Annotated in this window: 8 protein-coding genes; 4 read left to right on the forward strand and 4 right to left on the reverse strand. The window is 43.9% G+C overall.

The annotated features are described in order from the left end of the window. Nucleotides 1-157 precede the first annotated feature (157 nt). The gene (locus EGV92_RS09480) at nucleotides 158-1498 is read right to left on the reverse strand and encodes a S1C family serine protease (protein WP_131669012.1); all 1341 of its coding nucleotides are present in this window, start codon (nucleotides 1496-1498) and stop codon (nucleotides 158-160) included. 538 nt (nucleotides 1499-2036) lie between these two features. Here EGV92_RS09480 and EGV92_RS09485 point away from each other — a divergent pair. Together EGV92_RS09485 and EGV92_RS09490 are read left to right on the forward strand one after the other, a co-directional pair. Beyond that, a complete protein-coding gene (locus tag EGV92_RS09485; protein ID WP_131669013.1) occupies nucleotides 2037-2888 on the forward strand; it encodes a Nif3-like dinuclear metal center hexameric protein in 852 nt (283 codons plus the stop codon). A 919-nt stretch (nucleotides 2889-3807) separates the two neighbouring features. Next, nucleotides 3808-4998 carry an MltF family protein gene (locus EGV92_RS09490; protein ID WP_131669014.1) on the forward strand — a complete coding sequence of 397 codons (1191 nt, stop codon included), beginning with the start codon at nucleotides 3808-3810 and terminating at the stop codon, nucleotides 4996-4998. 119 nt (nucleotides 4999-5117) lie between these two features. Here EGV92_RS09490 and EGV92_RS09495 read toward each other — a convergent pair whose 3' ends face one another. From EGV92_RS09495 to EGV92_RS09505, 3 genes are all read right to left on the reverse strand, one after another. Next, the gene (locus EGV92_RS09495) at nucleotides 5118-8393 is read right to left on the reverse strand and encodes a LysM peptidoglycan-binding domain-containing protein (protein WP_131669015.1); all 3276 of its coding nucleotides are present in this window, start codon (nucleotides 8391-8393) and stop codon (nucleotides 5118-5120) included. Between the two features lie 525 nt (nucleotides 8394-8918). Further along, nucleotides 8919-9443, reverse strand: a complete 525-nt coding sequence (locus tag EGV92_RS09500; protein ID WP_242678679.1) for a hypothetical protein — start codon at nucleotides 9441-9443, stop codon at nucleotides 8919-8921. A gap of 450 nt (nucleotides 9444-9893) precedes the next feature. After that, nucleotides 9894-11000, reverse strand: a complete 1107-nt coding sequence (locus tag EGV92_RS09505) for a CNNM domain-containing protein (protein WP_131669089.1) — start codon at nucleotides 10998-11000, stop codon at nucleotides 9894-9896. A 778-nt stretch (nucleotides 11001-11778) separates the two neighbouring features. On the opposite strand from EGV92_RS09505, the gene yajC reads away from it, so the two are divergent. After that, nucleotides 11779-12111, forward strand: coding sequence for a preprotein translocase subunit YajC (gene yajC, locus EGV92_RS09510; protein WP_131669017.1), 333 nt, complete (start codon nucleotides 11779-11781; stop codon nucleotides 12109-12111). A gap of 228 nt (nucleotides 12112-12339) precedes the next feature. Then, the gene (secD, locus tag EGV92_RS09515) at nucleotides 12340-14217 is read left to right on the forward strand and encodes a protein translocase subunit SecD (protein WP_131669018.1); all 1878 of its coding nucleotides are present in this window, start codon (nucleotides 12340-12342) and stop codon (nucleotides 14215-14217) included. Nucleotides 14218-14226: the final 9 nt, after the last annotated feature.

Genomic DNA, 14226 nt, shown 5'->3' on the forward strand with positions numbered 1-14226 from the left:
CAAACCATCAAATACTAAGCACAGCTGCTTATCCCATTCAGTCAATACTCTAGCCACAAAAAAGGGAGCCTCATACGGCTCCCTTTTTAATAGATGGTAATGAGCTTTATTAGCGCATCTGCTAAATAAGTCCGTACGCTCTAGGCTCATAGCTTACTTACTGACCATTGCGGTTACGCATATCATGCTCAAACAGCTCAATAAGCTCTTCACGTAGTCGCGCGCGCTCTTCATCAGATATCGGTGCTTCTTGCGCTCTACTATTGGGCACATCCAGTTGCGGCTCTTCTAAGTATGGCTCTTCAATAAGGGGTATCTCAGGGCTGTCTTGTACAGGTCGCTCCGCAAGTAATATCTGAATCTGCTTATTGACCTGCTGATTGCCATTTTTACGTAGCACTTGCGCATTCAAAATAGTATCGGGTGACTTTCGAGCGACATATTGAATCAGAGTATTAGCATCAGTCATCTCGACATCATCAATACTCAGGATCACATCACCGACCTGCAGACCACTCTTCGCTGATGGGCTGCCTGGAATGACGTTTAGCACCTCAACGCCTGTCGTTGTCTCTAGCTGCGTTGGGTCACGGAGCTGAGATTGGACCTCGATACCAAGCCAGCCTCGGCGCACGCGGCCATCTTGAATAATGGCATTCATTACTTGCTCCACTAGCCCTGTTGGGATGGCAAAGCCAATACCCATTGAGCCACCTGAGCGCGAGAATATCACGGTGTTGATACCGACCAGCTCGCCATGAGCATCGACCAAAGCACCACCTGAGTTACCCGGGTTGATAGCCGCATCAGTCTGAATGAAGTCTTCAAACTTATTAACGCCTAAACCAGTACGATCTGTCGCTGAGATGATGCCCTGCGTCACAGTCTGACCTACGCCAAATGGGTTACCAATAGCGAGTGCGACATCACCGACTTCAATAGGCGCTTTACGGAATGCCAGCGGTGTAAGTCCACTCATCTCAACTTTGATGACAGCAAGATCACTATCGGGATCAGTACCAATAACCTTAGCTCGGCTCTTGCGGCCATCATTAAAGGCTACCGTAATCTCATCAGCTTTTTCAATCACATGCGCATTGGTCACGATAAAGCCGTCAGCAGAGACGATAACCCCCGAGCCTAAGTTAGTCTCGCCGTGCTCTTGCTGGGGCATACCACCATGAAACTCAAAAAAGCGTCGCAGCACAGGATCATCCATATAAGGATGATTATTAACGACTTGCGTAGTATAGATATTGACCACCGACTGAGAGGCTCTAGCAACCGCATCATGATAAGAGGTTACGGGTGCTGGCTTGTCAGATGTCTGTAGTCGCTCAGCTGGCGACTGTTCAGCACGTGGCGGCTCCCAAGTATCTTTTTTATTATTTTGACTGTCTATAAATAGCCAAGCAAAAGCCGTCAGCATTGCCAGTAATAACAGCCAAGGTAACCATTTCCAAAAAGATATTTTATTATTGTTCGCGGACCGTGCCATAGATAGACCTCTTGGGAGCTACCCCTCAATAATGGGAGTAATCTTAATAGTAGAAACAAACAGAATAGGTAAATTAAGTACTAATATCGCTTATCAGTAATTAGCCACGTGCATCCTATACCAGCGTCATAGTTTACCATCTAGCATCAGCATTCACAGAATACACTCGTGCCTTTTTTAATGGCTTTTGTTAAGTGTATTTACAGAAATATTTCATGGCTGGTTAGGGCTAATGACTCTAGATAGTATTCTTCGTAAACTTTTGCAGGCTTTCTCATTACTTACCAGCGATAGTATCATACTTAATTTTCGCTTAACGGCTATTATAGTGGCCCGCTGTTATATTTCAAATAGCATGATGACAACAGTCTAATTTATCTTAAAGCGAGTTCTCTTTGACTAGAGCGAGCATTTAATGGGCTTAAACTCTTGCCATTATCTTAAAATTTTCACTTTATAATATAGCTACTTAAAAGCACTTTTAACAAAATACCATTACCTCTAAAATCATTACCTTATCACTTTAATTGGAGCTATTATGAGTTTGGATGTACCATCAGTAAGCCTTATAAGTAACGACAGAGATGACAATACCTCTACAAGCTCTCATCAATCAGAGCAAGGGGTTAGCCCAACTGCCTTAGCAAAATGGTGTGACCAATACCTACAAGCCAATGCCTTTAAAGACTACTGCCCCAATGGATTGCAGGTCGATGCACAGCAGCCTATTCGTCGTATCGTCACTGGAGTGACAGCTTGTGAAGCACTTATTGATGCCGCGATTGAGCAAAACGCAGATGCCCTACTTGTCCATCATGGCTACTTTTGGAAAGGTGAACCCTCTGCCCTCACAGGGATGAAAGGTCGCCGAATTCACAAGCTCATGCAGCACGGTATCTCCCTACTGGCCTATCATCTTCCCTTAGATGCACATCGAATTATTGGCAATAATGCTGTCTTAGCAGCCCAGCTCGATCTTGAGATAACAGGAGGCTTATATCCCGAAGAAAGCCATCCTGTGGGCAATATTGCCACTTGCGCCCCTATTAGTACGTCTGACTTTCAGAGTAAGTTGCACCGAGTATTAAGCCGCGACCCCTTGGTAATCTTTGGTAGCTCTGAAGGCGCAGATAGACAACTACAAAAGATTGCTCTATGCTCAGGCGCAGCGCAAGATATGATTGACCAAGCGGCGCTCATGGGCTGCGATGCCTTTATCTCGGGTGAGATCTCAGAGCGTACCACTCATAGCGCTCGAGAGCTTGGAGTGGATTACTTTGCTTGCGGTCATCATGCGACAGAGCGCGGCGGTATTAAGGCATTAGGTGAGCTGATTCAGCGAGAGCTATTGTTGGAGGTCAGCTTTACCGATATTGCTAATCCCGTTTGATATTGACTCTCAGTGCTTTTCTAGTAAGGGATAAAAGTTAAAATAAATAGAGCGTTTGCAAAAATGACTTGCTTAAACAGCTCTATTTGTTAATTAGATATTCTAATTACCATTGAACCTATGTTGAACAGTATAGGACTAAATTCACTAATAAAGTTACCGCTTGTTATAATTTTATTGTGTTTTATCGTCCTTCACTAATCCTACCTTGAATATTCATTCGTTAAGCCGCATATTAACAACTGAGAAAAGTTGTAAGAAATTGTGTTGTCATGAGCATTCCAATTCTTTCAGCCATCAGTTAAATCGATTATTAACAGGCTGTGCCTTTTATAGCTCGATGCGGTTATTTAGCAAGTAGCAGTATCATTGCGTGCCTTATTCGACCAGCATAGTTCCTATCAATAATCCTTGCCGTCCTACTCATAATGCCCATAACGATAGATATGTTAATCATGGGCTGAGTAGTTCTGCCTGAGGCTAGGCTATTTAATACTATTTATCAATTCTGCATGTCAATCTCATAAATTGAATACTTGAATGATATTTAGCTTTATCAATAGCCAGACAAGGTATATCAGTAGCTAGAATCAGCTGCTATCAATGACTCTATAAACCCTTATTGATCATTGAGATATCTTGAGCCACGGTTAACTTATTCATGACCTTACTCTGAGAAAGCTTGGGGCAGTACTATGACGTGGGCGATAGTTAGACCAACGTCGAGATTGTACTGAGCCAGTCTTTCTGATTGGACTTATCTTTAGAGCTTTATCAGCCTATGATCAATATAGTGCTAAATGAGCCTCGTATGAAGATAAAGTCTACATCTACTTAAGCCGACTTGACGTTTATCATTTGATAAATCCCCAAGTGCTGTAGTACCAGTGAGTTAGATGGCTATATCTAGGAGACATACATGCATCGTATTACTTATCGTGTCAAAGTATCGACGCAAAGCGCCAGCAGACGACTTAAGAAGTTCGTCGGCAAGACGCGCAGTGATATGAACACTACAAGTAAGCCTGCCGTATTTAATCGCTTTTCAACTACCAAAAAAATTGTCCAACTATCAAGTATTGCTTTATTGTCCTTACCAGCTAAGAGTCTTACGACGACGGGCAACGGTGTCCATGCCTTTGACCGCGTCATGGTAAATAAGTCATTGACTATCGCCTCGGTACCGGGTGACAGTACTTTTTTTGCAACGGACAACTTCCAACATGGCTTCGGCTATGATTTGGCACGAAGCTATGCCAATGAGCTTGAGGTTAGCATTAATCTTAAGACATATACCACTGATGCTCAGGCGTTAGCTGCCGTCAAAAGAGGGGAAGCTGATTTGGCATTGACCACCTCAAGCACCCAAGAGATCAATAAGTTTGCCTTAGCATCAATGAATCTAAGCTGCGGTCAGGATGCTAAGTTGACAGCGAATGGACTGCACCCTAAGGTTAGCTGGACATTCGCCGATGCTGATGATCCTCTATCGCAAAAAGCCAGTCACTTCTTATGTGACAATGTAAAAGTAGAGAACACCCAAAAGCTGGCGGCATTTTATAATCAAAATTTATTAAAAGATGCCTATAATCAACAGCATTTTAATAAAGCATTGTCAGATAGACTGCCCGATTATCAGTCTTTATTTAAAGAGCAAGCTAGCGAGTACAATCATGACTGGCAGCTGCTCGTCGCTATGGGCTATCAAGAGTCACACCTTAATGCCAATGCGATATCACCCACCGGTGTAAAAGGGCTTATGATGCTGACCAATAGCACCGCTAAAGCTATGGGCGTATCAGACCGCGTGGACCCAACCCAAAGTATCAGCGGCGGCGCGCGCTATCTAGAAGAGATGAAAGCGCAGTTTGCAGATGTACCCCAAACTGACCGCTTATGGTTTGCTCTAGCGGCTTACAATATGGGTCCAAATGCAGTAAAAAGTATCCAGCGTAAGCTTGAGGCAGCCGGTCAAGATAAAAACAGTTGGGCGAATGTCTATGCCTATTTAAGTGATCACGCTAAGTCGAATGGTCGCTACGTTCAGTGTATGCACTACGTGAGCAATATTCGTAGCTATCTTGAGTCGATAAAGACGCAGACTGTCTAATACTGAATCTCGTTGCTAGTTGCCAGTGAAGACATTATCACCAAAAAAAACGCTGCCTAAATGAGCAGCGTTTTTTTGGAATAAGAGCATTCTATTACTAGCTTGTTAATCATTAACCACTAACGATTAGGGACAGTCAAGGTTTGGCCGCGTTGCAGCTGTGCATTGGCTTCAAGATTGTTCATATCAGCAAGCTCTTTGGTAGATACCCCGTACTTGCGCGCTAAGCCAATCAAGCTATCACCACTTTGCACCTTATAGCTAACAGTCACTTTCGGTACTTGTAAGCTCTGGCCTCGTTGTAGCTGTGCATTACTCGCTATATTATTGGTGGCCGCTAGATCATCGACAGACACACCAAATTTACGAGCAAGACCAATGAGACTGTCGCCAGATTGCACTTTGTAGCGCTCAGTATTGGAGAGCTTTGATCCAGTGCTTGCGCTGCTCGAGGTTGATGACGACTGCGTATTATTGGAGCTTGAGCGACTCGTTGACGATGCTGCTGAGCCTTTAGCAGGAATGGTAATGGTACGGCCACGAATTAGATTAGCCGACGTGGAGATATTATTTGCTGCCGCCAAGTCGCTGACTGATACACCATATCGTGCAGCTACGCCAGTTAAAGTATCACCTGAAGCTACCTTATACTTAACTGGCTCATCATTAAGCCGAATACTCACTTTATCTTGGCTTACGGGTAGTTTGATCGTTTGACCACGCTGAAGCTGTGATTTGGCATCAAAGCTGTTAATAGCAGCAATTTGCTCTGCACTAACGCCTATCTTGTTAGCAATGCCGATCAATGTATCACCAGATGCCACTTTGTACGAAGAGGTAGGACCGTTGTAGCTTGAGCGACTATTGCTAGAGCTTTGAGTACTGCTAGAGGTGCCCTTATTAGCAGGCACTTTCAAACGCTGACCCACATAGAGGTTATCGGTAGTAGATAGTCCGTTTAAGCCAGCCAGCGTGTCTACTGAGACGCCAAACTCACGGGCGAGCGCAATCAGGCCATCACCAGACTTCACAGTATAAGAGCTGGTCGCTCCGTCATAGTTAGAGCGACTGTTACTACTTGATGCGCTGGAGCTAGCTGCAGTACTAGCCGTCGTGGTAGCAGGAACTTTAAGACGCTGACCCACATAGAGGTTATCCCTAGTAGATAGCCCATTTAAGCCAGCTAGGGTATCTACTGAGACGCCAAACTCACGGGCGAGCGCGATTAGTCCATCACCAGATTTTACAGTATAGGTAGTCGTATTACCTTTGTAACTTGAGCTGCTGCTACTTGCGTTACTACTTGACGTAGTAGCGCTTGAAGAGCTACTAGATGTACTTTTTGATACTTTACCTGGGATTAGCCAAAGCCGCTGACCGCGTAGCAGCTCCGCTGAACTGCTCAGATTATTATAGCTGGCCAGCTCACTGACAGACATACCAAAGCGGCCGGCTGTACCAATGAGAGTGTCTCCAGACTGAACGACATAGCTATCAGGACGTGAGGGTGTAGCACTATTAGACGAGGAACTACTGCTAGTATTTAACGGCGCAATTGGCTTGGCATTGTAAAGATATAGCGTACTTCCCGCCAGTAGATTGGCACGAGGGTCAATCTGATTCCACTCCGCGATATCACGCCAGTTAACCCCAGCTCTACTAGCGATATTCGACAGCGTATCGCCGCGCTTGACTGTATAGGTAGTACGCTTACCTTGCGGCTTTGGCTTACTGGCTACTGGGTTATTGGGCGTACTAAAGCTCAGCTTTTTCTCTTCACCTTTGGCCTCTAATATCGACTGCTGAGTCTGTACAGCAGATAGTTTAATATTACCATCAACAGGGCTTACTACCTCAGAGACGCTCGGCGTCTGCTGCTGAATCTGCTTGGCAATAAAGTCGCGCTCAGCATCACTTAACGGTGGCTCTTGCACGATGGTATTGTTCTGTGTGACCTGCGCTGAAGTTGTCGGCAAGCTATTACTATTTTTGAGTTCTGCATTAATCTTATTCATCTCGCTGCTGCTCACTGGCGGCTCTTGAGCGACATTGGTCTGCGAACTATAGACAGAGCTACTATTTGGAGTACTTACAGGAGAAATGTAGCTGGTCGTCTGCTTAGGTACGCTAGCACTTGCTGCATATTCAGCGAGGGCTGAAGAGTCAGAAGGTAATGATGAGCTCTCATAAGGCTTATTGTTATAAGCAGGGGTATTTTGTGCCTGCATAGTACCGGCACTGCCATAACCACCGAGCGCACTTATTTTTGCATCCAGATTGACATTGACATCGTTAGGAATGACCACTCGCTGTGGTCCTGAAGAGTCTATGCGTGATGCAATCAGCGCTGGGTTTAGCTTTTGTAGCTCATCAACGCTGACACCGGTGACTTGTGCCACTTCAGCCAAACTAATACCGTAATTGACCGGCACACTACGGAAATGTTGGCGGTTAGCAATAGCAGGTAGATAGACCCCATACTGCTCAGGCTTTGCGACGATATCTGCTACAGCCAAAAATCTAGGCACATAGTTCTGAGTCTCTGTGGGTAGGCTTAACGACCAAAAATCAGTAGGAAGACCACGCGCTGCATTACTATCGATTGCTTTTTGGATTCGGCCAGGTCCGGCATTATAAGCGGCCAGTGCAAGCTCCCAACTACCAAACTGATTGTGCAACGCTGTCAAAAAGTCGTAAGCTGCGCGAGTAGATTCAATGACATCACGGCGACCATCATAAGTGCTGCTTTGATTTAGACCATAGATACGCCCTGTACTAGGGATAAACTGCCATAAGCCAGCAGCAGCTGCATTACTGGTCGCGCTAGGGTCATACGAGCTTTCAATCACTGGCAGCAAGGCAAGCTCTGTTGGAATATTACGGCGCTCAGCCTCTCTTACCGTATGATATAGATAACGACTTGAACGCGCTGCCAATCTATTTAGATAATCTTGACGAGATGAAAACCAGCTTTTCTGAGCTTCAATTCGAGCATTATAGCCATACTGGCCATGATTCATGCGATAGCCTGCTCGCAGTCTATTCCATAAGTCACCATACTTCTGGATCGCCAGTTTATTATCCTCAACCATGGTCATATCGGTAGCTTCAAGCAAATCTGCTAGCTCATCTAAGCTTTCTTCGTCCAAAAAGGCAGTAGAGAAGTCACCGTCTGCAGGCGTAGTACCCACTGATCCTTGTTGCGCATTCGCTGCCGCTGAAGAACTGGCCGCTGGCCGCTGCTTGACGACAGGACGAGTGTTCGTCACTACCGGACCATTAACACTACTGGTATTACTACAACCGCTGACCAGTAAAATTGCTGAGATAGCAAGCGTTAATTGTTTTAATGGAACTACGGATAAAGCGCGAGAGGTAGACGGGACAGTTGACATGATTGATAAGGCTTCCTAAATGACTTAAATATAATCGATAATTGAAAAGGATGCTGTGAGCGTCTGAAACCTTGGCATCCCTAATTAATCCTACTACGTTATGTCGATTTCCTAAGTTAAATACTGAATATAACACGAGCTTGCTGTTTTTATTAGGCTTAGCAGTTAATATGCTAACTTACAGTAGGTTTGACTGAAGATTATAACGACAAATACCAATTTGGGTAAGTAAAAACCCACTCATTTAGTAAGTTATTAAAAGTGGGTGGATGGTATAGCTAGTGTCTATACCAAGATATGACAACTATTAACACATCAGTATTATCAAAATATATTGCTACAACCCTCTAAAACAATAGCGTATAAAGGACTTAGGGCAAAATTAATTATTCATTATAAATAGCACTGGATTAATAACGAGCATATACGGCAAATCAGCAACCAATTATTCCAATAAATACTAACTGAACTATTAGTCAATTAACTACTGGCAGTATAGTTATTCCTCACTTGCTAAGTTAGTTGTTAATTGATAGTAACTTGAGAGACTGCTCTAAGTAATATGGCATTATTACTACCCGAACCAAGGGTAACGCGCGAGGAAGTCACAAAACTAACGTTTTGACCATCTTTGACCCAAGTCTCGACAGTCTTGACATCCGCTTTCGCTTGCTCTCCTGAAGTTACTATATTATTAACTGTAATCTCATAACGATAGTTTTGCGTCTGATTCCAGCTGCTTTGTAATAACTTTAAGTAAGCGTCTTTATCTAGGCTGGTCGTCTTACCTTTACGAGACAATGAGATTAAAGCATCATCTGAGACCAGTCTTGCAACTTGATTAATATTTTTACTATTAGCGGCCGCCTTCATCGCTGAGGCATACCCTTGTACTGCACTTTCAGTAATGGGTGCAGCTTGAGCTGACACCGCTGTGCCAGCAGCTATGGTTCCAGCTGTTATTAGGCTTAAACCGCGCATTGCACGTTTGGCAGTTGCCAAACTAAATACAGTACGAAAGATAGAAGCATTTAATAAATTACTTTTCATTATAAAAGCCATAAGGACGTTCCTAAACTAAGGGGCGCGCTATCAATATCTGATTGACGCTAAAGGTGTGGCACTGATAAGTCCGACAACCAACTTTAAAAAACTCTTCAGATGTCAATGTGCTTAACCATATTTAAAGCTCGCTTGGATTCAACCGCATTATCAAAGTTCAACATGCTAGCCAATCCTTCGAAATCAATGCACTCTAAAGCATTATAAGTACTCACTAATAGTTTAGATTAGCACGTTAATATAACAGTGATGTAACAACAAGTGTAACCCTTGTTTATGAATATCCAATCACTATTTTAAAAGGCTATGCAAAATAATCCTTAATAAAATAAATACTGGCTTTATTGCCGTTATTTTAAGATTTATAGCGGCGTACTAAGTAACAGTGGCGATGAACACGGTGCGGCGTCTGCTCCACGGTTTTTATTGTTAGTGAGCTTACTGATTGACGCTATCATTATAGATCTCATCATCATTGAGCTTCATACCTAAACGCTCTACTCGCTTATCCATCAATTGCCGAGCCAGCGCCTGCATGTCCTCTACTCTATCAATCTCATCGACAATCTCAAGCCCTAATAAAGTCTCAAGAACATCTTCTAAAGTCACTAAACCTTTAACCTCACCGTACTCTCCTACCGTAATCGCAATATGAATGTGCTCTTTTAACATCAAATCTAGCAAATCAAATAGCTTCATTTTAGAAAATACGAAGGTGATATCCCTCTTGAACTGTATCAAGGGCTTATTCATAGCATGATTGGCTTTAGCAAGCAGCATATCCGTTTTTAGCACAAACCCTTTGATGTCGTCTAGCTCTTCATCATAAATAGGTAAGCGCGAAAAAGTCAGTTTAGGCCGCTCAGCCAAGACTTCTGCAACGGTCATCGATTGCTCAAAAGCCTGCATGACGGATCGCGGCGTCATAATGTCTTCGACCTTGATCGCCCCAAAAGCTAGTAAGTTACGGATAATTCGCGACTCTAATGGATCAATCTGACCGGACTCCTCACCAACGCTCGCTAAGGCAGCAAATTCGCGGCGACTAAATACATGCGACTCTTTGCCACGGACCAAAAGCTTGGTCAGTCGCTCTGATAACCAAATGACTGGAAAGAGGATGACAATAATGCCGCGTACAAAATAAGCGACCAAGCCACTGAGCTGCCGCCAATAGACTGTACCGAGTGTCTTAGGGATAATCTCAGATAAGGTCAAGATGGCTAAGGTCATCACCGCAGAAAATAGTCCAAACCAAGCACTACCAAAGACAATGGTCGCTTGAGCACCAGCGCCGATAGACCCTAAGGTATTGGCAATGGTATTAAGCGTCAAGATAGCGGCGAGTGACTGATCGACATTATCGACTTTAAGCCTTTTTAGCATTGAGGCTTTTTTGGGATTGTCTTCGCGAATATCGGCAATAAACGATGGCGTCATGCTAAGTAGTACCGACTCTGCCATAGAACAAATAAAAGAGACACCGATAGCCATAACCACGAAAAATATAAGCAGAACAATATTGGTAGTCGTTGGCTCTACCATAGTATCGGCAGCCCACAGCGTGGTAGGCAGAGTCGCTATTGCAAGACCAGTGCCTGCCTTACCTAGTAATGACCCAGCAGACGCTAGCCCTCGGCGAAGAGGCGTCTTAGAATGCATATCTATTGGCGCACACTGGTTCTGTATGGTTATATTATTAATAGACAAATGAGCAACCTCTGATTGCCCATTATGAGCAGACAGTAAAGTATTAATATTATTTGATGGATTCATACGACGACAATACACAACAGTGTTGAACAAGTTAAATAACCTAATTGAAGAAATAACCTAATTGAAGAATTGATAATGGGACTAACTTACGAATGATTGCGACATATAAAGACAATATATTAGGTCACTGAACCAAGATACAAGACGACTAGGCATAACACTTATAAAATTGTGTATGGTATTCGTCACTCTATTATATTTATAATTTTAGCAGCGCTAGCAAATCTGCCTGACAATGACATAAGTCAGGTATCTACATCAATAAGGTCCTACCGAACCCTATCAGCTATAGCCTATATTGCTCTGAAACTCCGAGCAGTATTAAGCTAAGCTTACTAGTAACATTAGTATACAAGATTGACCGTCTTGTTAGCTATAATCTCTGACAATTCTAGCATGCCAATTAGCCTAGCCATATTAAATGATAGAGGGAACAGTGACAAGCTAGCGAATAAAATTACTTATGCGCTGCTATTAACAGTTACCAAATGCAGCAATTTTTGTTACTATGCGTCATATTTTATTGATGAATCAACCCGAGAATACTATGAGCTTTTTAATTCAATCCGCCCATGCGGCTCCAGAAGCGGCAGCAGGTCCAGCATCATTATTTGGTCAGTTATTGTTGCCGATCGCCTTCTTTGCTATCTTTTACTTTTTGATTATTCGTCCTCAATCTAAACGCACTAAAGAGCACCGTGCGATGATTGAAGCATTGAAGGAAGGTAATGAAGTGATTTTCGCTGGTGGTCTTATGGGCCGGATCAAAAAGCTTGAAGGCGATTACGCCATTGTTAGTCTCAACAACAATACTGATATCAAGGTGCAGCGTGCTTCAGTACTGTCTGTATTGCCAGCTGGCACAATAGACAGTATTTAGATATTAAATAATAGTATCTAGATAATTAGCAAAAGCCTAGCGGAGCCCAAGTTGGTATCACTGTTTCTTCATACTTTATATGGTTAACCTTAAGGTATGAACTAACGGTGACCAACTTTTTGATTCTAGAATGTATTTTGGTTTTAGAATGATAAGGTCTGAGTAGCCTATCCTCCGCCCCTGTGCTGCCCTCGCCACTCTTGTCTCAGTCAATATGAAGAAGTGATTATGCAATATCCCGCTTGGAAATATTTAGTTATCGTCGTGGTGCTGTTCTTCGCTGGCCTCTACGCCCTTCCCAACCTGTATCCTGATGAAGATGCGGTTCAGATCACCAGTGAATCTGCTGGCACTCAGTTAACTGAAGGTGTATTGACCCAAGCGCAGTCATTACTTAAAGAAGCTGGCATTAACTATCATGGCGGCACTTTTGAGGATAACAGTGCATTGGTCCGATTGGATAACGCCGAAGATCAGCTAAGAGCTCAAGAAGTCCTTAGAAAAGACTTGGGAGATGACTATGTCGTCGCCCTAAACTTAGCACAGACTACCCCACAGTGGCTGCGCGACTTTGGCGCAAAACCTATGAAGCTCGGTCTCGACTTACGTGGTGGTGTTCGCTTTGTGCTTGAAGTCGATATGAATAAGGCTTTAAATCAGCGCCTAGAAAGTGCTAGCCGCGATGTGCGCCGTGAGCTTAGAGCTGAGCGTATCGCTGTTAAAGGCATCAAAGCTGAGCAAAAAGGCCTGATCCTGCATTTTAATGATACAGATGCTCGAGATCGCGCTCAGAATATATTGCAAAGCAGTATGGGCAATAACTTCAACTTGCAATCTTCAATGGATCAGCAAGGTGCGGCGCTGGTGATGACCTATAACGACGCTACTATTGACGAGCTAAATCAGTATGCTGTCGGTCAAAACCTAACAACTCTACGCAATCGTATTAATGAGCTGGGCGTAGCAGAGGCTCTAGTACAGTCACAAGGTGCTAATCGTATTGTCGTAGAGCTACCTGGCGTTCAAGATACTGCTGAGGCCAAACGAGTATTGGGTCGCACCGCGAACCTTGAGTTCCGTATGGTGGCTAAGAATAGCGAAGACTACTTTGGTGGTATTCCTCCTGCTGGTACAGAAGCTTTTCCCTTTGAGACTTTAGATGGCCCTCCAGTACTGCTTGAGCGTCAAGCTATCGTTACGGGTGATAAAGTGACTAACGCACAGACCAGCTTGGATGAGAATGGTCGACCTGAGGTTAACATTACCTTAGATAGCGCCGGTGGTAAGCTGATGCAGAATGCGACCAGTCAAGCAGTCGGTGAGCAAATGGCGGTACTGTTCATTGAAAATAAACAACGTATCACCTATGAGCAAGACCCACAAACTGGCGAAACTGTAGAAGTACGCACACCATATGCTGAAACTAAGGTGATCAACCGTGCTAATATTCAAGCAGTCTTAGGTTCTTCATTCCGTATCACTGGTCTAGATAGTAACGCTGAGGCAGCTGAGCTTGCCTTGCTACTTCGCTCAGGCGCCCTAGCCGCACCGATGTATTTCGTCGAAGAGCGAACGATTGGCCCATCACTTGGTCAGGAAAATATCGATAAAGGTCTCTTTTCAACCCAAGTCGGCTATCTGTTAGTCTTCGTATTTATGATTATCTTTTATCGCTTATTTGGTCTCATTGCTAACGTCGCATTGGCCATTAACGTCATAATCATGGTCGCTATCATGTCTATTCTAGGCTCTTCTCTTACCCTTCCAGGTATCGCTGGTATTGTCTTAACTATCGGTATGGCAGTAGATGCTAACGTGCTGATATTTGAGCGTATTCGTGAAGAGTTGGCCAATGGCGTCAGGCCAAAGTCTGCTATTGTCGCTGGGTTTGATCGCGCCTTTAGTAGTATTTTTGATGCCAATATTACGACTTTACTGGTGGCATTCATCCTCTTCGCTATTGGTACTGGCCCTATTAAAGGCTTTGCTATTACTCTAGCGATCGGTATTGTCAGCTCACTGTTTACTGCTATTTTGGTAACTCGCGCTCTAGTGCAGCTTGCCTACGGTAAACGCAAATCCGTCAAACAGTTGAGCATCGGCTAGGAGATTATA

Source organism: Psychrobacter pygoscelis (genome assembly GCF_004335015.1).
Lineage (GTDB): Bacteria > Pseudomonadota > Gammaproteobacteria > Pseudomonadales > Moraxellaceae > Psychrobacter > Psychrobacter pygoscelis.